This window comes from Acidovorax sp. HMWF029 (genome assembly GCF_003060895.1).
GTDB lineage: Bacteria > Pseudomonadota > Gammaproteobacteria > Burkholderiales > Burkholderiaceae_C > Acidovorax.
The window spans coordinates 1-24,204 of the sequence record NZ_QAIH01000121.1 but is presented as its reverse complement, the minus strand read 5'-3'; the positions used below and the strand labels follow the sequence as shown (position 1 = coordinate 24,204).

Below are 24,204 nucleotides of genomic sequence, written 5' to 3'. Positions count from 1 at the left end.
GGGCGGGGTTGGGCACCAGCCACAGGTGGGCCAGGTGGGTGCTGGCCTCGAAGGCCGCCACCGCCGCGCTGTCAAACACGAAGTCGGGCGCAAACACATCGCCCGCCGCGAGCCAGAACACCGGGCCGAGTTGGGGCAGCGCACGCGCGATGCCACCGGCGGTTTCCAGCGCACCACCAAAGTCCACCCCTTCGTGCGAGTATGAAATTGATAGCTGCTCAGGCTTACCTGTTGCGCGGTGACAGCCAAAAACACCTGAAAAATGCTCGCTGATCTGGCTGCCCAGCCAGGCGGTGTTGATCACTGCCCGCCGAACACCCGCATCCCGCAAAGCCTGCAGGTGCCACTGCAGCAGCGGCAGGCCCTGCACCTGCAGCAGAGGCTTGGGCGTGGCGTCGGTCAGGGGGCGCATGCGCTCGCCCCGGCCAGCGGCCAGCAGCAGGGCCGGTACCTGATGGGCAGACTGCACCGCCGCACTCATGCACTCACCCCGTCATGGTTCGCGAGCGCGCCCCGCTGCAACGCGTTGCGATCTGCGGTGGTGGGCTGGAACAAGGCCAGCAGCGCGTCCAGCAGCGCATGCGCCTTGGCCGAATGGTCGGCGCCGAAATTGCACACATACACATCCAGGGTGACGGCACGCTGCTCGGGCCAGGTGTGCACACACAGGTGGGATTCCGCTAGCAAAACAGTAGCTGTCACCCCGCCAGGGCCGCGCGCAGTGGCCGGAAATTCATGGAACAACTGCCCCACGGCCTGAAGCCCACAGGCGCGCACGGCATCGGTGCAGGCCCGGCCCAGGGCGGTGGCGTCCAGCAGCCACACGCTGGCGCAGCGGCAGCCCTGAAGATCGGCGGTGAGGTGCAGTCCTTGCATGGCCCGCACTGTAGTGCATTGCCGCCCTGCGCTGGGCATGCGGCTTGTCCATTCAGGCGGGTGAAAGCCGCCCCGGTAAAATGCTGGGTTTCCCCTGAACCACCCACCCGAACCACTCCCCATGGCCAACACCCAGCAATCCCAACAGATGGCAAATGCGATCCGCGCATTGGCCATGGACGCCGTTCAACAAGCCAACTCCGGCCATCCCGGCGCCCCCATGGGCATGGCCGACATGGCCGTGGCGCTGTGGAGCCGCCACCTCAAGCACAACCCCACCAACCCCCAGTGGTTTGACCGCGACAGGTTCGTGCTCTCCAACGGCCACGGCTCGATGCTGCTGTACGCGCTGCTGCACCTCACGGGCTACGACCTGCCCATCGGCGAACTGAAGAACTTCCGCCAACTGCACAGCAAGACGCCCGGCCACCCCGAAGTGGGCTACACCGCTGGCGTGGAAACCACCACCGGCCCGCTAGGCCAAGGCATCACCAACGCCGTGGGCTTTGCGCTCGCTGAAAAACTGCTCGCCGCCGAGTTCAACCGCGAAGGCCATGCCGTGGTGGACCACCACACTTACGCCTTCCTGGGCGACGGCTGCCTGATGGAAGGCATCAGCCAGGAGGCCATCTCGCTGGCCGGTGCCTGGAAGCTGAACAAACTGGTCGCCCTGTACGACGACAACGGCATCTCCATCGACGGCCAGGTACTGCCCTGGTTTGCCGATAACACCGCATTGCGCTTTGTGTCCGCCGGCTGGAACGTGATCGGCCCCATCGACGGCCACGACGCCGACAAGGTGGCCGATGCCGTTGCCGAAGCCAAGAAGCAAACTGAGCGCCCCTCGCTCATCATCTGCAAAACACACATTGGCAAGGGCAGCCCCAACCGCGCCAACACCTCCAAGGCCCACGGCGAGCCCCTGGGTGCCGAAGAAATCGCGCTGACCCGTGAAGCCCTGGGCTGGAGCAGCGAGCCCTTCGTGATCCCTGAAGACGTCTATGCAGGCTGGGACGGCAAGGCCGCTGGTGCAGCCGCCGAAGCCGCCTGGAACGACCGTTTTGCCGCCTATACCGCCGCCTTCCCAGAGCTGGCTGCCGAACTGACACGCCGCATGAACGGCGACCTGCCCGCCAACTTTGCCCAGGTGGCCGTGGATGCCGTGGTGGCCGCCCACACCAAGGGCGAAACCGTGGCCAGCCGCAAGGCCAGCCAGCTGGCGCTGGAAGCCTTCACCGCGGCCCTGCCCGAACTGCTGGGCGGCAGCGCCGACCTGACCGGCTCCAACCTCACCAACACCAAGAGCACGCCCAACCTGCGCTTTGACATGCAGGGCAACGTGGTGAAGAACGAGGCAGGCGTGGGTGGCCGCCACATCAACTACGGCGTGCGCGAATTCGGCATGGCCGCCATCATGAACGGCGTGGCGCTGCACGGTGGTTTCATCCCCTACGGCGGCACCTTCCTCACGTTCAGCGACTACAGCCGCAACGCCATCCGCATGGCTGCGCTGATGAAGCAACGCGTGATCCACGTGTTCACGCACGACTCCATCGGCCTGGGCGAAGACGGCCCCACGCACCAGTCCATCGAGCATGTGGCCAGCCTGCGCCTGATCCCCAACCTCGATGTGTGGCGCCCTGCCGACACGGCCGAAACCGCCGTGGCCTGGAGCGTGGCCCTGTCCAACCGCAACAAGCCCACCGTGCTGGCCCTGTCGCGCCAAAACCTCCCCTACGCGCCCAAGCGCGACCTGGGCGACATCTCGCGCGGCGCCTACGTGCTGAGCGAACCTGCCGACGTGGGTCTCAAGAAGAAGCCCGTGGCTGTGATCATCGCCACCGGCTCGGAAGTGCAGCTGGCCCTCAAGGCCCAGCGCCTGCTGGCCGACAAAAAGGTGCCGGTGCGCGTGGTCTCCATGCCCAGCACCACCACCTTTGACCGCGAAGACGCCAAGTACAAGAGCAGCGTGCTGCCTGCTGGCGTGCCGCGCGTGGCCGTGGAAATGGGCGTGACCGACGGCTGGTGGAAATACGGCTGCGCCGCTGTGGTGGGCATCGACACCTACGGCGAATCGGCCCCTGCGCCCGTGCTGTTCAAGCACTTCGGCTTCACGGAAGAGAACGTGGCCGATGCCGTGTTGGTCGCCACCGGTGCTGCGCGCCTGAAGCCCGCCAAGAAGGCCAGCAAGGCCAAGGCCCACTGAGTCCCCTCTCGCCCCCTGCGCGCCCGCTGCTGCAGTGGGCGCGCAGCGGCAGATTCCTGATTTCGACTTTGCAACTTTGAAGAGGCTCCCTATGACGATCAAGATTGGTATCAACGGCTTCGGCCGCATCGGCCGCAACGTGCTGCGCTCGGCCATCCAGAACTTCAGCGACATCGAAGTCGTGGGCATCAACGACCTGCTGGAGCCCGACTACCTGGCCTACATGCTGCAGTACGACTCGGTGCACGGCCGCTTCGACGGCACCGTGGCCGTGGAAGGCAACACCCTGATCGTCAACGGCAAGAAGATCCGCCTGACGCAAGAGCGCGACCCCGCCAACCTGAAGTGGAACGAAGTCGGCGCCGATGTAGTGATCGAATCCACCGGCCTGTTCCTGGACAAGGTCACCGCGCAAAAGCACATCGACGCGGGCGCCAAGAAGGTGGTCCTGTCGGCGCCCTCCAAGGACGATACCCCCATGTTCGTCTATGGCGTGAACCACGACACCTACGCCGGTCAGGCCATCATCTCCAACGCATCGTGCACCACCAACTGCCTGGCCCCCGTGGCCAAGGTGCTGAACGACAAGTGGGGCATCAAGCGCGGCCTGATGACCACCGTGCACGCAGCGACTGCCACGCAGAAGACCGTGGACGGCCCCTCCAACAAAGACTGGCGCGGCGGCCGTGGCATTCTGGAAAACATCATCCCCTCCAGCACCGGCGCTGCCAAGGCTGTGGGCGTGGTGATCCCTGCGCTGAACAAAAAGCTGACCGGCATGTCCTTCCGCGTGCCCACCTCCGACGTGTCGGTGGTGGACCTGACGGTGGAGCTGGACAAGGCGGCCACCTATGACGAAATCAAGGCCGAGATGAAGGCCCAGTCCGAAGGCGCGCTCAAGGGCGTGCTGGGCTACACCGAAGACAAGGTCGTGGCCACCGACTTCCGTGGCGACACCCGCACCTCCATCTTTGACGCCGATGCTGGCATCGCGCTGGACGGCACCTTCGTGAAGATCGTGAGCTGGTACGACAACGAATGGGGCTACTCGAACAAGTGCCTGGAAATGGTGCGCGTGGTTTCCAAGTAAGCAGGTCACCAGCCGCTGCGCCGGGCCGCCCCTGCGCAGCGGGTGCTCCTGAAGAGGATGAAGATAACGAAGCGCTAGAGCAACTACCCTGTTCAAGCCGGTCGCCTGCAAAGGCCACCGGCTTTTTTTGCGCCCACGATCGCTCAGTCCGCAAAAACCTCGGTATCCACTTCGCTGGCGTTCTGCGCGTTGTAGCGGCTGCCCACCACCGTGCGCTCATTGATCAGCGCATCCAGCCTTGAGATAGTGCCCACATCCAGCCGCACGTTCACAGCACCCAGGTCGTCGTGCAGATGCTCCAAGCTGGTCGTGCCCGGAATGGGGATGATGTGCTCGCCCCGCTGCAGCAGCCAGGCCAGCGCCAGCTGCGCAGGCGTGCAGCCCACATCACGCGCCACTTGCACATAGCCGTCCAGCAGCTGCAGGTTGGCGGCATAGGCCTCGGGCGCAAAACGTGGCATGGCGCGGCGAATGTCCTTGGCGTCAAGCGTGCTCACATCGGTCAAGCCACCACACAAGAAACCGCGCGCCACCGGGCTAAAGGCAACAAAAGCCACGCCCAGCTCGCGGCACGCATCGAGCACCGCAATCTCGGGGTTGCGCGTCCACAGCGAATACTCGGTCTGCACCGCCGCAATCGGGTGCACGGCGTGCGCGCGTCGCAGCGTGGCAGCCGACACCTCCGACAACCCAATGCTGCGAATCTTGCCCGCCCGCACCAAGTCGGCCAGCGCGCCCACACTGTCTTCAATCGGCACGCTCTTGTCCCAGCGGTGCAGGTAGTACAGATCAATCACATCGGTCTGCAGGCGGCGCAGGCTGTCTTCGCAGGTCTGGCGCAGCGTGGCCGGGCGCCCGTCGATCACGCGCACCAGCTTGCCATCGCCGTTCACATCCACACCCTGCATGCCGCACTTGCTGGCCAGCGTGAAGCGGTGGCGGTGCTGCTTCAGTACACGGCCCACCAGAGTCTCGTTGGCCCCAAAGCCATACAGCGTGGCGGTATCGAACAGCGTCACACCCGCATCCAGCGCCGCCAACAGCACGCGTTCGCCCTGCTCAGCGCTCACAGGCGCGCCGTAGGCGTGCGAAAGGTTCATGCAGCCCAGGCCGATGGCACTGACCCTGAAAGGGCCCAAAGCACGTTGTTGCATAGTCATTGGCATCGCTCTAGAAAGTGACAAATTTCTTAAATGGAGGCCCACCCATCCGACAGCCGCTCCGCCTGTTCCAGCATCAGCCGTATCGCGTCTTCCTGCATATCCGGCGAGTCCTTGCAGCGATGCAATGTGATGCGCACCAAGTTGCGCAACCGGGCGCGCGCACTCTCGCGCTTTTGCCAGTCGACCGTGGTGCTGTTGCACAGCTTCTCGGCGACCTCAACCGCAATCTTTTTCAGCGTGCCGTCCCCCATGAGCCGCGCCTGCAGCAGCCACAAAAAGTCCATCCCGTCGGCCGAACCATTCTATTCGGCGGAGTGGGAAAAAGCAGGCCCCGAGGGCTGTAGCGGGCTGCTCTCAGGCCTTGATCTGCTGCTCCAGCCGATTGGCATGGGCTTGCACGATGGGGCTGTTGGCTTGGTGCGCCACCCCATCCCACCCGCCATTGCATGGACAATCGCCGCATGTCTGGCAACACTCCTTCATCCACATCTTCCCCCCGCCCCGTGCTGATTGCCGGTGGCGGTGTCGGCGGCATGGCCACTGCGCTCACCCTGCACCAGATCGATGTGCCCTGCATCGTTTTTGAAACGGTGCCAGAGCTGCAGCCGCTGGGCGTGGGCATCAACCTGCAGCCCAATGCCGTGCGAGAGCTGCACGACCTGGGGTTTGGCAACGACGTGCTGGACACCATTGGCCTGCAGGCGCGTGAATGGGCGCTGGTGGGTCGCAATGGCAACGAGGTGTATGCCGAGCCGCGCGGGCTGGATGCGGGCTACCGCTGGCCGCAGTACGGGGTGCACCGGGGGCAGCTGCAGATGATGCTGTTCAATGCCGTGAAAGAGCGGCTGGGCCAGGACGCCGTGCACCTGGGGCAGCGCGTGGTGGGCTACCGGCAGGATGCCGATGGCATCACCGCACTCATCGAAACGCGCGATGGCGAGCGGCGCGAAGTGGCGGGCTCGCTGCTGATTGCAGCCGACGGCCTGCACTCGGCCGTGCGGGCGCAGATGCACCCCACACAGCCGCCCATCCAGTGGGGCGGCGCCATCATGTGGCGCGGCACCACGCCGGGGGTGCCGGTGCGCACGGGGGCTTCGTTTGTGGGCCTGGGCTCGCTGCGGCACCGGGTGGTGTTCTACCCCATCACGCCACCCGACCCGGCCACGGGCCTGGCCACCATCAACTGGATTGCCGAGATCACGGTGGACAACCAGGGCGGCTGGCAGCAGGGCGACTGGAACCGTCGCGTGGCGCTGGAAGATTTCATCCACCACTTTGAAGGCTGGAACTACAGCTGGATGGACGTGCCCGCCATGCTGCGCGGTGCCAAAGATGTGTTTGAGTACCCCATGATCGACCGCGACCCCGTGCCCACCTGGGTAGACGGCCGCGTGGCGCTGCTGGGTGACGCAGCACATGTGATGTACCCCGTGGGCTCCAACGGAGCCAGCCAGGCCATTGTGGATGCCCGCGTGCTGGGCGCGCAGTTCATTGCGCATGGCGTGAGCCCGCAGGCGCTGCGCGCCTACGACGACAAGCTGTGCAAGGACATCTCGGCGCTGGTGCTGCGCAACCGGGGTTCTGGCCCCTTTGGCCTGTTGGGGCTGGTGGACGAGCGCTGCGGCGGGGTGTTTGAGCACATCGACGACGTGCTGCCGCGCGAGGAACGTGAGGGCTTCATGGCCCGCTACAAAGCGGCGGCGGGCTTTGCCATTGAGACGCTGAATGCCGCGCCGCCCACCATTGCGCCGGGGCAACGTGTGGCGGGTGCATGAAGGGCAGCTTGGCAGCGCTGCCGGCAGGCTGAACACCGCCACCAAAAGCTATTAAATTTATAGCTGCTTGCGCATATTGGATGCGCGCAAGCAGCCAATTTTTCTGAAAATCAAACAGCCATCAGACTGCGCCCAGCTGCAACTCCAGCCCGTGCAGCACCTGGTAGCACGGCAGCACCTGCGCCACGCTGGCGTTGGGCTCGCGGCCTTCCTTGATGGCGGCGAAGAACTCGCGGTCTTGCAGCTCAATGCCGTTCATCGACACATCCACCTGACTTACGTCGATCTTCTCTTCCTTGCCGTTCACCAGGTCATCGTAGCGGGCGATGTAGGTGGCGGTGTCGCCGATGTAGCGGAAGAAGGTGCCGAGCGGGCCATCGTTATTGAACGAGAGCGACAGCGTGCAGATGGCACCGTTGGCAGCCTGCAGCTGGATGCTCATGTCCATGGCAATGCCCAGTTCCTTGTGGATGGGGCCCTGGATGGCATTGGCTTTGACGATGGGGCTGCCCGCCTGGTAGGCGAAAAGGTCCACGGTGTGCGCAGCGTGGTGCCACAGCAGGTGGTCCGTCCAGCTGCGGGGCTGGCCCAGCGCGTTCATGTTGGTGCGGCGGAAGAAGTAGGTCTGCACATCCATCTGCTGGATGTTGAACTCGCCTGCCGTGATTTTCTTGTGCACGTACTGGTGGCTGGGGTTGAAGCGGCGGGTGTGGCCGCACATGGCCACCAGGCCGGTCTGCTTTTGCAGGGCAACAACCTTCTCGCCATCGGCCAGCACGTCGCACAGCGGGATCTCGACCTGCACGTGCTTGCCTGCTTCCATGCAGGCAATGGATTGGCTGGCGTGCATCTGCGTGGGCGTGCAGAGGATCACGGCATCCACTTCCTTGATGGCCAGGCTGTCCTTCAAGTCGGTGGTGACGTGCTTGATGCCGTACTTGTCGGCCACCTCCTGGGTCTTGGCCAGGTCGCGGCTGATGAGGGAGACGACTTCAACACCGTCGATGTTTTTGATGCCGTCCAGGTGCTTGATGCCGAAGGCGCCAGCGCCTGCGAGTGCGACTTTGATGGTCATGGTGTGTGTGTCCTTTTACGTGTTCTCAAGAATCAAATGGCCCACAGCGGTGTTGGACGCGGGCACATGGTAGAAGCGGTGCGCCAGCTTCGGCGGCTTGCCACCGGCTACATCGGCCATGGCGCCGCGCGCGATGAGCCACATCACCAGCTCGATGCCTTCGCTGCCCGCCTCGCGCACGTAGTCGATGTGCGGGATGCTGGCGGCGGCATCGGGGTCGCTGATGAGCTTGTCGAGGAAGGCGTTGTCAAACTCTTTGTTGATGAGCCCCGCACGCGGGCCCTGCAGTTGGTGGCTCATGCCGCCCGTGCCCCAGATGTGCACGTTAATGTCTTCGTCGTAGCTCTCCACCGCCTTGCGGATGGCCTGGCCCAGGTTGTAGCAGCGGCGGCCGCTGGGCACGGGGTACTGCACCACGTTGACGGCAAACGGGATCACCGGGCAGGGCCAGGCGCCCTTCACGGGGTCTTGCTCGCCAAACATCAGCGACAGCGGCACGGTGAGGCCGTGGTCCACCGCCATCTTGTTGACGATGGTGAGGTCAAAGTCCTGCTGGATGACCGACTGCGCAATGTGCGCGGCCAGGTCGGGGTGGCCGATGACCTTGGGCACAGGGCGTGGGCCAAAACCTTCGTCGGCCACTTCGTAGTCGGCAGCGGTGCCGATTGCAAACGTGGGGATCAGGTCCAGACTGAAGGCGGTGGCGTGGTCGTTGTAGACCAGGAAGATCACATCGGGCTTGTTGTCCTTGACCCACTGCTTGCCAAACTCGTAGCCCGCGAACACGGGCTTCCAGTAGTCCTCGTGGGTCTTGCCCAGGTCCATGGCGGCGCCAATGGCTGGCACATGCGATGTGAACACGGAGGCGGTGATTTTGGCCATCGTCAGATTCCTTTCTTGCCCGCGCTACCCTGCGGCTGGCGGTGCGCCTGGGCGTCGCCGTCTTCGCCGATGTAGCGGTTGCCTTCGGCACTGCGGCCGCCTTTGATCATCATGTTGCGGTATTCCTCTTCGGTCATGCCGGTCATGCTGCCCGCCATCTGCTGAAAGCTCTTGCCGTCGGTGGAGCCGATCTTGGCCAGAAAGTAGATGTTGCCGCCCAGGCGAATGCACCAGTTCAGGTCGCGCGCCAGCACGGCCTGCTTTTGCTCTTCAGTCATCGCCCATTCGTCCAGGTAGGCGCGTTCATCGGCTTTGAAGCGCGCGCGGTTCTCGGCCTTCATCAGGCTCATGCAGAACTGGTTGAGCCAGTAGCCCTTACGGCTTTGCTCGGCGTCGAAGATGGTCGTGCCGGGCACGTCGAGGTAGGGTTTATCGAGAGACATGGTGTCAGTCCTCCACGGTGACTTCTTCGGGCCAGTACAGGCGCATGGGGTTGTCCACCAGCAGCTTCTTTTGCAACTCCGGTGTCGTTGCGATGTGCGGGATGAAGTCCACCAGCAGGCCGTCGTCGGGCATGTGGTCCTTGAGGTTGGGGTGCGGCCAGTCGGTGCCCCAGAGCACGCGGTCAGGAAACTCCTCGACCACCTTGCGCGCGAAGGGGATCACGTCCGTGTAGGCATTTTGCTCGCCGTTCAGGGCCTTAGGGCCGGTCACGCTCAGGCGCTCGGGGCAGCTCACCTTGCTCCACACGTTGGGGTGCTGGCGCATGAACTTCAGGAACAGCTCGAACTCGGGGCCGTCCACCGGTTTGCTCACATCGGGGCGTCCCATGTGGTCCACCACCACGGTGGTGGGCAGTGCGGTGAAGAAGTCCCACAGCTCGGGCAGGTCCACCGCCTCGAAGTAGATGACCACGTGCCAGCCCAGCTTGTGAATGCGCGCAGCGATCTCCATCAGCTCGTCCTTGGGCGTGAAGTCCACCAGACGCTTGACGAAGTTGAAGCGCACGCCGCGCACACCGGCGTCGTGCATGGCCTGCAGCTCTTCGTCGGTGACCGAGCGGCGCACGGTGGCCACGCCCCGCGCCTTGCCGCCGGAATGCACCAGCGCATCGACCATCGCGCGGTTGTCCGCACCGTGGCAGGTGGCCTGCACCACCACATTGCGCGCAAAGCCCAGGTGGTCGCGCAGCGCATACAGCTGGTGCTTGCTGGCGTCGCAGGGCGTGTACTTGCGCTCGGGGGCGTAGGGGAACTCGGCCCCGGGGCCGAACACGTGGCAGTGCGCGTCCACAGCGCCTGCGGGCACCTGGAAACGTGGCTTGCTGGGGCCGGTGTACCAGTCCAGCCAGCCGGGGGTCTTCTCAAAGGGGCCGGAAGTGGGTTTGCTCATATTTGAACCTTCATGGTTGAAAGACGCACTGCCTAGGCCAGTGCGCCCGCAGAACCAGCTTTGCCGGGCTGCGGGGTGCGCCCCCTGGAGGGGGAGGCGCCGCAGGCGCTTCGGGGGGGAGCCATTAATCCAGCGACACGTTGGCCTTGCGGATCACGTCGCCAAAACGCTGGCTCTCGTCCTTGACGAACTGGTTGAACTGCGCACGCGTGGTGGGGAACTGCTCGTAGCCAAAGGTCTTGAACTTCTCGGCCACCTCGGGGCCGGTCAAGGCCTGTTCGATGTCCTTGCGGATCTTGTCGGCCACGGCGGCGGGCAGGCCAGGTGGCACGGCGATGGCGTTCCAGCCGGTGACGGTGAAGTCCTTGGGGCCGCCCGATTCGGCCACTGTGGGCACGTCGGGGAACTCAGCCGAACGCTGGGGCCCGGCAAACGCCAGCAGGCGCAGCTTGCCCGCGCGGTACAACGGGCCTGCGGTGGCGGCACTGCCCAGCGCAAAGTCGATCTCGCCCGTGGAGACCGAGGTGTAGAGCTGCGTGGTCTCCTTGAAGATCACGTGCTCCATCTGCGTGCCGGTGGCCGATTCGAACAGCTCCGAGCCCAGATGCACCGGGTTGCCCACCGACCAGCTGCCGTAGTTGAGCTTGCCGGGGCGCACCTTGGCATCGGCCACGATGTCGCCCACGGTCTTGTACTTGCTGCCCGTGCCCACGGTGAAGAAGAAATGCGTCTTGAACAGCGGCAGCAGCGTGTCGAAGTCCTTGGCGGGGTCGTAGGGCAGCTTCTTGAACAGGCTGGGGTAGGCAGCCAGGTGCACGTTGTCCAGAATGAGCAGGTCGTGGCCGTCCTTGGCGCCGCGCTTCCAGGCATCGATGGCGATGAAGCCGTTGCCACCGGGGCGGTTCTCCACGATCACGCCCGTGCCCCAGGTGCGCGAGAGCCTGTCGGCCACCAGGCGCGCCACGCCATCGGGGCCGCCGCCCACGGGGAAGGGACTGATGATGCGCACCTGTTTGGTGGGGAACTGCTGCGCGGCAGTGGGTTGCACCACCGCGCCCGCGACGGCGGCCACACCCAGCGCCAGGGCCAGCGTGCGGCGGATACGGAAAGAGGAAGCAGCAGAAGAGGAAGTCATGGGATCAGGGACAGAGAAGAATTAAAATTGATAGCTATCAGCGCAATATGGACGAGCGCAGACGGCCAAAAAAGCTTGTAAAAACCGGGTTCAATCGATGTACTTGAGCCCCGCCGCCGCCAGCGGCTCGCGCATCTTGTACATATCGAGGCCCAGCACGCCGCTGGCCAGCTTGGCGCGCTTCTCGCCTTCAAAGCTCTCGCGCTTTTGCGCAGCTTCGAGCGTCTGCACGGCGCGGGCGGCGGGCACACACACGATGCCGTCGTCGTCAGCCACGATCACGTCGCCGGGAGAGACCAGCATGCCCGCACACACCACGGGGATGTTGACCGAGCCGATGGTGGCCTTGATGCAGCCCTTGCTGGAGATGCACTTGCTCCACACCGGGAAGTTCATCTCGTTGAGCGTCTTCACATCGCGCACCCCGGCGTCGATGATCAGCGCCCGTGCTCCGCGCGCCTGGAAGGACGTGGCCAGCAGGTCGCCAAAGTAGCCATCGGTGCACTCGGCCGAGATGGCGGCCACCACGATGTCGCCGGGCTGGATCTGCTCGGCCACCACATGCATCATCCAGTTGTCGCCCGGGTGCAGCAGCACGGTGACGGCCGTGCCGCTGACCTGTACCCCGCTCTGGATGGGGCGCATATAGGGCTTGAGCAGGCCCACGCGGCCCATGGCCTCGTGCACGGTGGCAGAGCCCAGGGCTGCAAGGCCATCGGCGGCTGCGCGGTCGGCGCGGGTGATGTTGCGGTAGACAACGCCTAGTTCGTACATGTCAGAGCCCCTTTGCCTTCAGGCGTGAATCGAGTCGGGAGAACACGCGGCGCGTGTTGGCTTCGTAGATCTGGTGCTTGTCGTCGGCACTCAGGATGGTGGAGGCCTCGATGTAGCGCTTGGTGTCGTCGTAGTAGTTGCCGGTGGTGGGGTCGATGCCGCGCACCGCGCCGATCATTTCGCTGGCGAACAGCACGTTCTTCACCGGGATCACGGTGTTGAGCAGATCGATGCCGGGCTGGTGGTACACGCAGGTGTCGAAATACACGTTGTTCATCAGGTGCTCGTCGAGCAGCGGCTTCTTCATCTCCTGCGCCAGGCCCCGGAAGCGGCCCCAGTGGTAGGGCACTGCGCCGCCGCCGTGCGGGATGAGGAACTTGAGCGTGGGGAAGTCCTTGAACAAATCGCCTTGGATGAGCTGCATGAAGGCCGTGGTGTCGGCATTCAGATAGTGCGCGCCAGTGGTGTGGAAGCACGCGTTGCAGCTGGTGCTCACGTGGATCATGGCGGGCAGGTCGTACTCCACCATCTTTTCGTAGATGGGGTACCAGTGCTTGTCGGTGAGTGGCGGGCTGGTCCAGTGGCCGCCCGAAGGGTCGGGGTTCAGGTTGATGCCCACGGCGCCGTATTCATGCACGCACTTTTCCAGCTCGGGGATGCAGGTGGCGGGGTCCACGCCGGGGCTTTGCGGCAGCATGGCCACGGGCACGAAGTGGTCGGGGAACAGGGTGGAGACGCGGTAGCACAGCTCGTTGCAGATGGCGGCCCAGGTGCTGGACACATTGAAGTCGCCAATGTGGTGGGCCATGAAACTGGCGCGCGGGCTGAACAAGGTGATGTCGCTGCCGCGCTCTTTCATCAGGCGCAGCTGGTTGGTCTCGATGGACTCGCGCAGCTCGTCGTCGCTGATGTGCAGGTCGGCCACTTTGGGCATGGCCGCCGGGTCTTTGATGCCGGCGATCTGTGCGTTGCGCCAGTTCTCCAGCGCCTTGGGGGCCGTGGTGTAGTGGCCGTGGCAGTCGATGATGAGGCTCATTTTGGGGTGCTCCTGGAAGGTGTTCTTGTGATCGGTCAGGCGGGGGACATGCCTTGCTTTTTCTTCGCTTCAGCAGCGGCTGGAGAGGCCAGGTAGGCCTGCAACGCACGTGCGGCATCCACCTGCTGCGAGTGCGCGCCGATACCCGCTGAAAACGTGGTGGTGATCTGGATGGCCGGTGGCAGCGGGCCCACGATCTGGATGCCCTGCACATGCAACAGCTCGCTCAGTTGCTGAAAGCCCAGCGCCACCTCGCCCTTGGCCACCAGCGAGCCCACGGGCACGCCGGGGGGCGCCTGCACCATGCGTGGGGCAATCTGCTCGGCAATGCCCCAGCGCTCGAACAGCTTGGTCAGCGCCACGCCGCTGGGGCCGGTAGACAAGCTGATGCTGGACGCGGCCAGCACGGCAGCGCGCACGGCTTCTTCGCTGGACAGATCGGGCAGCGCCGCGCCCGCAGGCACGGCCACGGCCACGCCGGAGTGCACCCAGTTCACCTTGCTGCCGGGCACCAGATGGCCTGCAGCCATGAGTTTGTCGATGGCGTCCGAGGCGAGGATGACGACATCGAACACCTCGCCTGCGGCCACGCGCTTGGCGGCGTCCACACCGCCCACCGATGCGATCTGCACCGGGCCCGCCTGGGGGGCGCTCGCGGCATAGGCCGCCGTCAGCTCGGCCAGCACCTGGCGGGTGGCCATGGAAGAAATGCCGCGAAGTGGCGGTGCAGTGGTCATGGGTGCTTGTCTCCTGGCGGGCTCTGCGCGACCTCTTGAAGGGCCGCGTGGAAAGCCGCAACGGGGCTTTCTGTGGCACCGATTGTGGAGAGGGCGACTGCATTCATGAAGTCGGCGCGCGCACTACCAGCTATATCATTCCGTGATTGTTGACCTACAGCTATTGCAAATAGCAGAGAGCCTTGCCCATGGACCTCAAGCAGATCGAATACTTTGTGCGGGTGGCCGAGCTGGGCAGCTTCACGCGTGCTTCGGTGGTGCTGGACATCGCCCAGCCCGCGCTGAGCCGCCAGGTGCGTCTGCTGGAAGTGGAGCTGCGCCAGAACCTGCTGGTGCGCAACGGCCGGGGGGCCACACCCACCGAGGCGGGCAAGCTGCTGCTGGAGCATGGGCGCGGCATCCTGCACCAGGTGGAGCGGGCGCGCGAGGAACTGGGCCGCGTGCGCGGCGCCTTGGCCGGGCGTGTGGCCATTGGCCTGCCGCCCAGCATTGCCAAGGTGCTGACAGTGCCACTAACCCGCGCCTTCCGCGTGAAGATGCCCGACGCGGCGCTGGCCATCAGCGAGGGGCTGTCGGTGGCCATGCGCGAGTCGTTGACCACAGGGCTGCTCGACATTGCGCTGCTTTACAACACGCCTCCCGCGCCGGGCATCGAGATCACGGCGTTGCTGGAGGAAGACCTGTTCCTGGTGCAGCGGCGCGGTGGCGCACAGCACGGCGCAGAGGCCGAGCCCCCCACCGACGCCCCTTTGCCCTTGAGCGATCTGCCCCGCTACCCGCTGGTGATCCCCACGCGCCCCAACTCGATCCGCATGCTGGTGGAGTCGGAGCTGGCCGCCCGTGGCAAACGCCCGCAGATCAGCCTGGAGATCGACGGCGTGGCCGCCATCCTGGACCTGGTGGCAGACGGCGCGGGCTGCGCCGTGCTGCCCATGAACGCGGTCACCACCTCCGGCAAGTCCGAGGTGTTCAGCACCCGGCCCATCCAAGGTGCCAGCAACGATGACGGCAGCGGCGACAGCGCCCGCCTGCGCAGCAAGCTCTACCTGGCGGTGAGTTCACAGCGCCCCGCCACGCTTACGCAGCAGGCGATGGCAGAGCTGATTCGCACGACCCTGATGGCGCTGTACAAGACGCCAGGTTGAGTCGCAGACCGGGCCCGGCAGCCCCACCCGTTCGGGCTGAGCTTGTCGAAGCCTGGTGCAGCGTTTCGACAGGCTCAACGTGAACGGTCGGAGGCAAGCGTCCCAAGAAACAAAACGGCCGCCGCGCGCCACCAGCTTTCGAATCAGTCGTTAGGAGGTGCCTGGCGCACGCTACCCAACACCCTGTCCGCATAGTCCTGCCAGCGCGCGTCCTTGGGCAGGTCCGCAAACACACCGGCACGCGCCAGATCGGCCACCCACTGCTGCTTGTCGGCGATGGCCGACGTCATCAGCGGCTCCATGCCTGCCTCGCTCACCGTGCGGGCAGACTCGCGCATCTCTTCGGCGCGGCGCTGGCCGTGTTGCACCACGCGGCTGAAGAAGTAGCGGCCCTGCTGTTGCCAGTCGATAGACGGAAAGGTTTCGACCAGCGTGGGCAGTACATGGTCTTCCACACCGTAGTGGCGGGCCGTGGCGTAGCTCTCGATCACCAGCGCCTCCAGGCCCTTGATCATCACGCTTCGGCACATCTTGATGGCGCTGGCCACGCCGAGACGGTCGCTCACCGGCGTGGCGTCCATGCCCCAGGCCTGCAGCACGGGCGCCAGCACGGCGGCGTGGGGTCCGCCCAGCAGCATGGGCACGGCCATGCCATAAGGCGGCACCGAAGTCATCACGCCCGCCTCCACATAACGACCACCGCGCGCCTCGATGTGTTGAGCCGCCTGCTGCTTGGTGCCGGGCGATGCGGAGTTGAGGTCCAGAAACACTGCGCCTGGTGCGATGTGCGGCGCCACCGCCTCTGCTACGGCCAGCGTATTGCTGGCCGTGACGGCCGACACGATGAGCTGGCGCCCCGCGCACAGCGCGGCCACGCTGCCGGCCGCGTTGAGCCCGGCAGCCTGTGCGTGTGCCAATGGCTCAGTGCTTCTCGCGGGGTCGATGAACTTCGAGTCCCACACCACCAGATCGCCTACACCCAGTGCGCGCAGACCCACTGCAAAGATGCGGCCCACCTCGCCGTAGCCAACGATGCCCAGGCGGTGCATGGGGTGCAGGTCTTTGTTCTCTTCGGTCTGCATGGTGTGGTCGAGGTTCACTCACTGCCTGGGGATGCCCGCGCGCTCGATCACGGCGCGCCAGCGTTCGATGTCGGCCTTGAGCAGCGCGGCAGCCTGCTCGGGCGTGGAAGTGCGTGGCTCCACGTTGAGCGTGCGCAACTGCTGCTGCACGGCGGGCGTGGCCACGGTGGCCACCACCTCGCGCTGCAGGCGGTCCACCACGGCGCGCGGGGTGCGCGCGGGGGCGGCCAGCGCGTTCCACGACGACGCCATAAACCCTTTCACGCCCGACTCCACGGCGGTGGGCACATCGGGCAAGGCGGCAGACCGCTGCTCGCCCGCAACCGCCAGCACCCGCAGTGCGCCCGCACGCACCTGGGGCAACGCGGGCCCGAGGATTTCCACCGCAGCATCTACCTGGCGGCCCCGCAGCGCTGTAATGAGTGCGGGCGTGCCGTTGAAGGGCACCACCTGCGCATCGATGGCCGCGCTGCCCTTGAACAGCTCGGCAGCCAGGTGCTGGGTGCTGCCGGTGTTGATGCTGCCAATATTGAGCTGGCCCGGATGGGCACGCGCATGCAACAGCAGTTGCGCCAGCGTGCGGTGTGGCGAATCGGCGGGCACCAGCACGGCAACGTCGAACACGCCCAGCGTGCTGATGGGCGTGAAGTCGGCCAGGGTGTCGTAGGGCAGCGCCTTGAACAGGCTGGCCGTGACGGCCGTGCCGTTGGACATCAGGAACAGGGTGTGCCCGTCGGGTTCGGCACGGGCCACGGCGTCGGCCGCCACCACGCCACCAGCACCCGGGCGGTTGTCGATGACCACCGGCTGCCCCAGCCGCGCGGCCAGACCGGTGGCCACGGCCCGTGCCGTGAGGTCGCCCACACCGCCCGCCGCAAACGGCACCACGATGCGCAGTGCTTTGGCGGGAAAGGCAGGCTGGGCCTGCAACCCGCCCCAGGGTGCCGCACCGGCGGCGGCCAGTGCAAGGAGCGCAATGCGGCGGTCCATCGGTCCCTCAGCCCGTCAGTCCATCAGCCCACGAACTGCACCATCCACAGCGAGATGGGCGGGAACAGCAGCAGCAGCGTGGTGCGCACCACATCGCTTGCCAGGAACGGCATCACACCCTTGTAACTCTCGGCGATGGGCACGTCCTTGGCCATGCCGTTGACCACATACACGTTCAGCCCCACAGGCGGCGCAAGCAGGCCAAATCCCACGGTCATGAGCACCATGATGCCGAACCAGATGGCCGTATGCTCCTGCGACATGCCAAAGTCCAGGCCCATGATGACCGGGAAAAAGATGGGGATGGTCAGCAGGATCATGGACAGCTCGTCCATCACCGCACCCAGTACCACGTAAAACACCAGGATGCCCGCCACCACCAAGTAGGGCGACACTTGCCAGCCCTGGATCACGCTGGCCAGTTGCCCGGGCACCTGCGTCAGCGCCAGCGCCGTGTTCATCATGTCGGCACCGATGAAGATCATGAAGATCATTGCGCTGGCAGACGCGGTGGACAGAAAGCATTGCTTGATCTTCTGCAGCGTCAGCTCGCGCTTGAGCAGCGCCGCCACGAAGGTGCAGGCCACGCCCACGCCCGCCCCTTCGGTGGGGGTGAACAGGCCGCCGTAGATGCCGCCAAACACCACCAGGAACACGATGGCGATGGGCAATACGCCCAGCAACGCCTGCAAGGACATCTTGGGCAGGTCCACGGTGTGGTCGGGTGCATGGCCGGGGCGTATGCGCACGTAGATCGCAATCGCGATCATGTAGCCCAGCATGGCGAGGATGCCGGGGATGGTGGCCGCAGCGAACAGCTTGGCGATGTTCTGCTCGGTCAGGATGGCGTAGATCACCAGGGGCACCGAGGGCGGAATCAGGATGCCCAGCGTGCCGCCCGCCGCCAGCGTGCCGGTGGCCAGGCGGCCCGAGTAGCCGTGCCGCTTCATCTCTGGCAGCGCCACGGAGGTGATGGTGGCAGCCGTGGCAATAGACGAGCCGCAAATGGCGCCAAACGCTGCGCTCGCCCCGACGGCCGCCATGGCCAGCCCGCCCTTGAAGCGCGCCATGAGCACGCTGGCAAACTGGAACAACGCCTTGGAGATGCCCCCCTGCGTGGCAAAGTTGCCCATGAGGATGAACAACGGGATCACCGACAGGTCATAGCTTGCAAACCGCGCAAACGCCAGGCCGTTGAGGTTGTTGAGAAACGGCGGCAGACCCACCTGGTAGAGGTAGCCAAAGGCACCGGCGGCAAACATGGCGGCCGCAATGGGCACGCGCACCACCATGAGCGCGAGCATCACGCCAAAGATGCAGAGGGCAAGGAGCAGCGGGCTCATGCAGCATCCTCCTCTTCTTGCGCCGGGCCGAAGGCCTGCACCAGGGCAATCACCCCCGTCAGCAGCAGGGGCGGCACCATGGCGGCGTAGGTGATCCATTCGGGAAAGCCCAGCATCATGGTGGTGGTCATGGAACTGCGGGCACTGAGCCCCCCCGTGGCCGTGCGCCATGCCAGCAAAAGGAACATGGCGGCCAGCAGCAGCGCGCCAAAGCGGTCCAGCCGCGCGTTCACAGCCGAGGAGGCCCGGGCGGTGAAGAAGTCGACGATGATGTTCTGGCGGCGCAATTGGCACCAGGGCATGAACAGCGCCACTGCCGCCCCTGCGGCCACGGCAGTGAGTTCATAGTCACCCAGCAAGGTCCAGCCCGTGGTGTTGCGGCCGATGAGACTGGCACAGGTGACCAGCGTCACCCCCGTGAGAATGACCCCGGCCAGCACAGCGCAGGCCTGGGCGAGAAACGAAAGTAACTTCAAGGCAAGGTCCCGTCAGAAAAATCAAACCGATCCGGCCCGGCACCCACCGGGGCGAATCGGCACACAGAAAGAAGCACACCCCGGCGCGCCAGGGTGCACCCCAAAGCCACACCGCGACTACTTGCTGTGTTTCTCGATCAGGGCCCGGGCTTCGGCCGCGAGCTTGGCACCGTCGATGCCCTTGCCCTTGACCTCGTTGATCCAGTCGGTCTCCACGCTAGCGGCTGTGCGCCGCCAGCGCTGGGTCTCAGCCACATCCAGCGCCACGATGTTGTTCTTGGCGCGCTCGGCAATCTGGCGGCCCACCTTGTCGCCCTCGTCCATGGCACGGCCGAACATGGCGGCGGTCTCGATGCCGGAGTTCTTGTCGATCACGGCCTTGAGGTCGGGGGGCAGCTTGTCGTAGCTGGCCTTGTTCATCGAGAACGCAAAGGTCTGCGTGTACAGACCTTCCTTGCCCGCAAAGGTGGTGTGGTTACGCACCAGCTCGGTCACCTTGAGCGAGGGAGTCACCTCCCACGGGATGGTGGTGCCGTCGATGGTGCCCTTGCTCAGCGCATCGGTCACCGCAGGCACGGGCATGCCCACCGGCGTGGCGCCCAGCTTGGTGAGCATGTTGCTGATGATGCGGGAGCCGCCGCGCACCTTCATGCCGCGCAGGCTTTCCAGGCCGGTGACCGGGGTCTTGGTATGGAACAGGCCGGGGCCGTGGGTGTGCACGGCAATCAGCTTGACGTCCTTGAATTCATCGGCCGCGAACTTGTCGACGTACTCCTGGATGGCGCGCGAGGAGGCTTCGGCGTTGCCGCTCATGAAGGGCAGCTCGAACACTTCGGTCTTGGGGAAGCGGCCCGGCGTATAGCCCAGCACCGTCCAGGTGAAGTCCACCACGCCGTCGCGTGCCTGGTCAAACAACTGCGGTGGCGCACCGCCCAGCTGCATGGCGTGGAACAGCTGCACCTTGATCTTGCCGCCCGATTCGGCCTCGATCTTCTGGGCCCAGGGCACCAGGGCCTTGGCCGGGATGGTGGCCTGCTGCGGCAGAAACTGGTGTAGCCGCAGGGTCACGGTCTGCGCCATGGCGCTGCCCGCTGCCGTTGCCAGGGCTGCTGCCCCCAGGGCCGCCAAAGCGGCGCGTCGCTTGAGGAAATTCATTTTTTGTCTCCGATCTTTGTAGGTCTGCACATCTGTGAGGCCACGCTCCGGAGCCCAAAGGCCCCTTGGAAATGCGTGGAATACCAACCAAGCCCGACTGTGCATGCAGGCGCAGCCACATGCCAGTTCTATGGCGGACTTTCAGCTATGCCGGACCGTTATGAAAGCGGTGAAACCCGCAGACGGGCAGCGGTGCCGGGTCCATTGCGCCGGATGAGTGTGAGTGCAGGCATGTCGGCGCGCACCTGCCCAACGGTCTGGCCTGACAGCGCAGCGCGCAGGTTACGCTGGGCCAGTCGCGAGTGTTCACGCAGGATGGCCTCGGCACGTGCGCCTTCGTGGTGTTCGATCGCGTCGAGCAGCTGGCGGTGCTGGTCCTGCGCCACCACCAGCATGTCGCGCGCCTGGTGAGAATGGGTTTGCACCAGCACAAAGGCGGAGGGCGAGGCGAAGGGCAGGCTCTTGACCCGTTCCAGCTCGCGCGCCACCACGCCGCCGCCCAGCATACGGCCCAGCAGCACATGGAACTGCGCGTTCAGCTCGACATACCGCGCAAAGCCCTGGTCGTCCAGGGCCGGGGGAACCAGCGTGGCGTCGATGGCGTCCAGGCAGGCATGGGCGTCGGCCAGCACGGCGGGCGGCACCCCCCGCTCGACCGCCAGGCGCGCTGCCAGCCCCTCCAGCGTGCCGCGCAGCGCAATCGCATCGGCCACATCGGTTTCAGAGAAGGTGCGTACGGCGTAGCCGCCGCCGGGCAGACGCTGCAGCAACCCCTCCTGCTCCAGCCGCATGAGCGCGGCGCGGATGGGCGTGCGCGAAACCCCCAGCTTCTCGACGATGGCCAGCTCGGCAATGCGCGCGCCACCAGGCAACTCGCCCGCCAGGATCATCTCGCGCAGGCGCAGCTGGGCTTTTACAGACTGGGACGCACCACTTTCGACACCGGCGCCAGGGGTGGACTCCACGACTGGGGACTCACTAGGGTTCATACACAAACAAGACAAGGAGGTTGAGGTGGCTGCGCACCGCCGAAGAGGCGCCGATCTCGATAATGTATACATTGAAACGATCCGATTTCAGAACCACCCCAGAAATCTCCCGTAAAAACAGCAAATTACGCGCTATCGCAGGCTGCGATAACTGATTTATCGCCACCCAATGTATACATCATTGGCACTTTTTCGCACAATCTCACCTGCCCCCACGCCGCAGCAAACGCTCTGCAGCGGCTGCATCCCACAAAGAGACAAACACCATGTATCCCAAGAACGCCTGGTACGTAGCCTGCACCCCCGACGAGATTGCCGAAAAGCCCCTGGGTCGCACCATCTGCGGCGAAAAGATCGTGTTCTACCGCCCCGCCCCCGACCAGGTCGCCGCGCTGGACGACTTCTGCCCGCACCGGGGCGCACCGCTGTCGCTGGGCACGGTGTGCGAGGGCCATCTGCAATGCGGCTACCACGGCCTCAGGGTGGAGTGCACGGGCAAGTCGGTCTCCATGCCCGGCCAGCGGGTTCAGGGCTTTCCCAAGGCACGGAGCTTTCCGGTCGTGGAGCGCTGCGGCTTCATCTGGGTGTGGCCCGGTGACGCCGCACAGGCCGATCCCGCCACCATCCACCACCTGCCCTGGGCCAACAACCCCGAATGGGCCTATGGCGGCGGGCTGTACCACATCGCCTGCGACTACCGCCTGATGATCGACAACCTGATGGACCTGACGCACGAGACCTATGTGCACTCCACCAGCATCGGCCAAAAAGAGATCGACGAAGTGCCCTGCAAAACCCGCGTGGAGGGCGATGAGGTCATCACCAGCCGCTTCATGGAAGGCATCGAGGCCCCGCCCTTTTGGAAGATGGCGCTGCGCATGAACGGCCTGCCCGACGACCAGCCGGTGGACCGCTGGCAAATCTGCCACTTCACGCCACCCAGCCATGTGCTGATCGAGGTGGGCGTGGCGCTGGCGGGCCACGGCGGCTACAACGCCCCGGCCGACAAGAAGGCATCGAGCATTGTGGTGGACTTCATCACGCCCGAAACGGACACTTCGATCCACTACTTCTGGGGCATGGCGCGCAACTTCAAGCCGCAGGACCCGTCCCTCACCACCCAGATCCGCGAGGGCCAGGGCAACATCTTTGCCGAAGACCAGGACATGCTGGAGCAGCAGCAGCAAAACCTGCTGCGCTATCCCGATCGCAAGCTGCTCATGCTGAACATCGATGCAGGCGGCGTGCAGTCCCGAAAGATCCTTGATCGCATCATCGCAGCCGAGCAGGCCTCTACAGCACCCCAGGCGGTGGCCGCATGACCGCGCAGGAAACGATCCAGGTCCGCGTCGTCAAAAAACAGGCCGAGGCCGAAGGCATCGCCAGCTTTGAACTGGCCCGCGTGGACGGCGCAGCGCTGCCCCCGTTCAGCGCGGGCTCGCACATCGACGTACACCTGCCGAGCGGGCTCACGCGCCAATACTCGCTGTGCAACGCCTCGCACGAATCGCACCGCTACCGCATCGCCGTGCTGCGCGACGCGGCATCGCGCGGTGGCTCGGTGGCCATGCACGACAGCGTGCACGAGGGCGACGTGATCACCATCAGCACGCCACGCAATCACTTTGCACTGCACCCGGCGCAGCGCACAGTGCTGCTGGCCGGTGGCATTGGCGTGACGCCCCTGCTGTGCATGGCCGACCGGCTGGCGCGCACGGGTGCCGACTTTGCACTGCACTATTGCACCCGCTCGGTGGAACGCACGGCCTTTGCCAGCGAGATCGCTGCATCGGCCATGGGGCCGCATGTACGCTTTCACTTCGATGCGGGCGCACCCGAACAGAAGCTGGACCTGGCCAAAGTGCTGGCCGCGCCCGGTGCGGAAAAGCGCCTGTACGTGTGTGGCCCGGCAGGCTTCATCGACCATGTGGTGGGCACGGCCAAGGCCATGGGGTGGGCGCAGGACCACATCCACCTGGAGTACTTTGGCGCACCCGCACAGGACACCTCGGGCGACCAGGGCTTTGAAGTGCGTATTGCCAGCACCGGCAAGGTCTACCCGATTGCTGCCGACGCATCGGTCGTGGAGGCACTACGCAGCCAGGGCATCGACATCCTTACCGCGTGCGAACAAGGCGTGTGTGGCACCTGCCTCACCCGCGTGCTGGAGGGCGAGGTGGACCACCGCGACATGTACCTGACCGACGAAGAAAAAGCGGCCAACGAGCAGTTCATGCCCTGCTGCTCGCGCGCGCGCGGCAAGCTGCTGGTGTTGGATCTCTGATTGCTCCAAGCAAAAAGGCGCTGCAACCATCGGTTGCAGCGCCTTTTTATTTGCTACTAATTTAATAGCTATCAGCGCTTAACTATCAAGCGCAGAAGCCCAATTTTTATCAAATTTCATTCTTCTACTGCGGCCCGGATGGTCTCGCGGCCGTTGCGGTCCTTCACGCGGCCCAGGTCTGCGTCGAGCGCGCGGGCCAGCTTGTCGGCCGCACCGATGAAGGCATTGGCCATCTTGTCGGCCTCGTCAGTCACGGTGACAGGCTGGCGACCAGTGACACGCGCCTCGATGCGGCAGCGCTTGTCATTGGCGCCAGACTTGCCTGCATCCAGGTCGGTCAGGAACACCTCCAGCCGCGTCACATGGTCCTGAAAGCGCGACAGCCGGCTCTTGCATTCATCCGTGATCCAGCGGGCCAGTGATTCGCCGCCGTGGATGTGGTCATCGGTGTTGACTTGTACTTGCATGGGGAGGGTCCTTCCTGATGAAGTTGCGAAGACCCCATCATGGCACCAGCATCCATGCCCTCGGTAAACACATGTCAAAGGATGTTGAATTCGCGGGCACTCCCACCAGCCCGCCCCCGCAAGGCCCTTTCC

General features: G+C 65.0%; 24 protein-coding genes and 1 pseudogene. 6 read left to right on the top strand and 19 right to left on the bottom strand.

Annotated features, from left to right (window positions below):
- Together DBR12_RS22625 and DBR12_RS08360 are read right to left on the bottom strand one after the other, a co-directional pair.
- A pseudogene (locus DBR12_RS22625) lies at positions 1 to 481 on the bottom strand (NDP-sugar synthase); the annotation flags it as partial.
- Positions 478 to 876, bottom strand: a complete 399-nt coding sequence (locus tag DBR12_RS08360) for an S-adenosylmethionine decarboxylase family protein (protein ID WP_108616839.1) — start codon at positions 874 to 876, stop codon at positions 478 to 480. The gene DBR12_RS08360 and the pseudogene DBR12_RS22625, both read right to left, overlap by 4 nt.
- Positions 877 to 997: 121 nt before the next feature.
- Between DBR12_RS08360 and tkt the strand changes: the two genes are divergently transcribed.
- Positions 998 to 3,082: a transketolase gene (gene tkt, locus DBR12_RS08355; protein WP_108616824.1), complete on the top strand. Its 2,085-nt coding sequence runs from the start codon at positions 998 to 1,000 to the stop codon at positions 3,080 to 3,082.
- A 91-nt stretch (positions 3,083 to 3,173) separates the two neighbouring features.
- Positions 3,174 to 4,172: a type I glyceraldehyde-3-phosphate dehydrogenase gene (gene gap, locus DBR12_RS08350; protein WP_108616823.1), complete on the top strand. Its 999-nt coding sequence runs from the start codon at positions 3,174 to 3,176 to the stop codon at positions 4,170 to 4,172.
- Positions 4,173 to 4,315: 143 nt separating this feature from the next.
- On the opposite strand, the gene DBR12_RS08345 is transcribed toward gap, so the two are convergent.
- Positions 4,316 to 5,326 (bottom strand): aldo/keto reductase, encoded by a 1,011-nt coding sequence (locus tag DBR12_RS08345; RefSeq protein WP_108616822.1) that lies wholly within the window; start codon positions 5,324 to 5,326, stop codon positions 4,316 to 4,318.
- A 35-nt stretch (positions 5,327 to 5,361) separates the two neighbouring features.
- Positions 5,362 to 5,619: a type I restriction enzyme endonuclease domain-containing protein gene (locus DBR12_RS08340; protein WP_233244355.1), complete on the bottom strand. Its 258-nt coding sequence runs from the start codon at positions 5,617 to 5,619 to the stop codon at positions 5,362 to 5,364.
- Between the two features lie 177 nt (positions 5,620 to 5,796).
- On the opposite strand from DBR12_RS08340, the gene DBR12_RS08335 reads away from it, so the two are divergent.
- Positions 5,797 to 7,110: a flavin-dependent oxidoreductase gene (locus DBR12_RS08335; protein WP_108616838.1), complete on the top strand. Its 1,314-nt coding sequence runs from the start codon at positions 5,797 to 5,799 to the stop codon at positions 7,108 to 7,110.
- 121 nt (positions 7,111 to 7,231) lie between these two features.
- Here DBR12_RS08335 and DBR12_RS08330 read toward each other — a convergent pair whose 3' ends face one another.
- From DBR12_RS08330 to DBR12_RS08295, 8 genes are all read right to left on the bottom strand, one after another.
- The gene (locus DBR12_RS08330; RefSeq protein ID WP_108616821.1) at positions 7,232 to 8,185 is read right to left on the bottom strand and encodes a Gfo/Idh/MocA family oxidoreductase; all 954 of its coding nucleotides are present in this window, start codon (positions 8,183 to 8,185) and stop codon (positions 7,232 to 7,234) included.
- A gap of 15 nt (positions 8,186 to 8,200) precedes the next feature.
- On the bottom strand, positions 8,201 to 9,067 hold the full coding sequence (locus tag DBR12_RS08325; RefSeq protein ID WP_108616820.1) for a class III extradiol dioxygenase subunit beta: 867 nt from the start codon (positions 9,065 to 9,067) through the stop codon (positions 8,201 to 8,203).
- Positions 9,068 to 9,069: 2 nt separating this feature from the next.
- Positions 9,070 to 9,510 carry a protocatechuate 4,5-dioxygenase subunit alpha gene (gene ligA / locus DBR12_RS08320; protein WP_108616819.1) on the bottom strand — a complete coding sequence of 147 codons (441 nt, stop codon included), beginning with the start codon at positions 9,508 to 9,510 and terminating at the stop codon, positions 9,070 to 9,072.
- Positions 9,511 to 9,514: 4 nt separating this feature from the next.
- Positions 9,515 to 10,459: an amidohydrolase family protein gene (locus DBR12_RS08315; protein WP_108616818.1), complete on the bottom strand. Its 945-nt coding sequence runs from the start codon at positions 10,457 to 10,459 to the stop codon at positions 9,515 to 9,517.
- Positions 10,460 to 10,583: 124 nt separating this feature from the next.
- A complete protein-coding gene (locus DBR12_RS08310; protein WP_108616817.1) occupies positions 10,584 to 11,594 on the bottom strand; it encodes a tripartite tricarboxylate transporter substrate binding protein in 1,011 nt (336 codons plus the stop codon).
- 90 nt (positions 11,595 to 11,684) lie between these two features.
- Complete coding sequence (gene ligK, locus DBR12_RS08305; protein WP_108616816.1) at positions 11,685 to 12,368, bottom strand: 4-carboxy-4-hydroxy-2-oxoadipate aldolase/oxaloacetate decarboxylase; 684 nt, start codon at positions 12,366 to 12,368, stop codon at positions 11,685 to 11,687.
- A 1-nt stretch (position 12,369) separates the two neighbouring features.
- On the bottom strand, positions 12,370 to 13,404 hold the full coding sequence (locus DBR12_RS08300; RefSeq protein ID WP_108616815.1) for an amidohydrolase family protein: 1,035 nt from the start codon (positions 13,402 to 13,404) through the stop codon (positions 12,370 to 12,372).
- A 35-nt stretch (positions 13,405 to 13,439) separates the two neighbouring features.
- Positions 13,440 to 14,141, bottom strand: a complete 702-nt coding sequence (locus tag DBR12_RS08295; protein ID WP_233244354.1) for a substrate-binding domain-containing protein — start codon at positions 14,139 to 14,141, stop codon at positions 13,440 to 13,442.
- A gap of 188 nt (positions 14,142 to 14,329) precedes the next feature.
- Between DBR12_RS08295 and DBR12_RS08290 the strand changes: the two genes are divergently transcribed.
- The gene (locus DBR12_RS08290; protein WP_108616813.1) at positions 14,330 to 15,286 is read left to right on the top strand and encodes a LysR substrate-binding domain-containing protein; all 957 of its coding nucleotides are present in this window, start codon (positions 14,330 to 14,332) and stop codon (positions 15,284 to 15,286) included.
- Positions 15,287 to 15,429: 143 nt separating this feature from the next.
- Here the strand turns inward: DBR12_RS08290 and DBR12_RS08285 are convergent, their stop codons facing one another.
- The 6 genes from DBR12_RS08285 to DBR12_RS08260 form a co-directional block, all read right to left on the bottom strand.
- Positions 15,430 to 16,335 (bottom strand): DUF1932 domain-containing protein, encoded by a 906-nt coding sequence (locus DBR12_RS08285; protein ID WP_369861416.1) that lies wholly within the window; start codon positions 16,333 to 16,335, stop codon positions 15,430 to 15,432.
- A 51-nt stretch (positions 16,336 to 16,386) separates the two neighbouring features.
- The gene (locus DBR12_RS08280) at positions 16,387 to 17,358 is read right to left on the bottom strand and encodes a tripartite tricarboxylate transporter substrate binding protein (RefSeq protein WP_108616812.1); all 972 of its coding nucleotides are present in this window, start codon (positions 17,356 to 17,358) and stop codon (positions 16,387 to 16,389) included.
- Positions 17,359 to 17,381: 23 nt separating this feature from the next.
- Complete coding sequence (locus DBR12_RS08275) at positions 17,382 to 18,701, bottom strand: TRAP transporter large permease (protein ID WP_108616811.1); 1,320 nt, start codon at positions 18,699 to 18,701, stop codon at positions 17,382 to 17,384.
- Positions 18,698 to 19,177 carry a TRAP transporter small permease gene (locus tag DBR12_RS08270; protein ID WP_108616810.1) on the bottom strand — a complete coding sequence of 160 codons (480 nt, stop codon included), beginning with the start codon at positions 19,175 to 19,177 and terminating at the stop codon, positions 18,698 to 18,700. The genes DBR12_RS08275 and DBR12_RS08270 overlap by 4 nt, the downstream gene beginning before the upstream one ends.
- A 117-nt stretch (positions 19,178 to 19,294) precedes the next feature.
- A complete protein-coding gene (locus DBR12_RS08265; RefSeq protein WP_108616809.1) occupies positions 19,295 to 20,332 on the bottom strand; it encodes a TRAP transporter substrate-binding protein in 1,038 nt (345 codons plus the stop codon).
- A 158-nt stretch (positions 20,333 to 20,490) separates the two neighbouring features.
- Entirely contained in the window at positions 20,491 to 21,321 is an 831-nt protein-coding gene (locus DBR12_RS08260; protein WP_108616808.1) for a GntR family transcriptional regulator, read from the bottom strand.
- 266 nt (positions 21,322 to 21,587) lie between these two features.
- Here DBR12_RS08260 and DBR12_RS08255 point away from each other — a divergent pair, with 266 nt between their 5' ends.
- Positions 21,588 to 22,643 (top strand): aromatic ring-hydroxylating dioxygenase subunit alpha, encoded by a 1,056-nt coding sequence (locus DBR12_RS08255; protein WP_108616807.1) that lies wholly within the window; start codon positions 21,588 to 21,590, stop codon positions 22,641 to 22,643.
- Entirely contained in the window at positions 22,640 to 23,605 is a 966-nt protein-coding gene (locus DBR12_RS08250) for a PDR/VanB family oxidoreductase (RefSeq protein WP_108616806.1), read from the top strand. The genes DBR12_RS08255 and DBR12_RS08250 overlap by 4 nt, the downstream gene beginning before the upstream one ends.
- A 116-nt stretch (positions 23,606 to 23,721) precedes the next feature.
- On the opposite strand, the gene DBR12_RS08245 is transcribed toward DBR12_RS08250, so the two are convergent.
- The gene (locus DBR12_RS08245; protein ID WP_108616805.1) at positions 23,722 to 24,072 is read right to left on the bottom strand and encodes an HPF/RaiA family ribosome-associated protein; all 351 of its coding nucleotides are present in this window, start codon (positions 24,070 to 24,072) and stop codon (positions 23,722 to 23,724) included.
- Between the last annotated feature and the right edge of the window lie 132 nt (positions 24,073 to 24,204).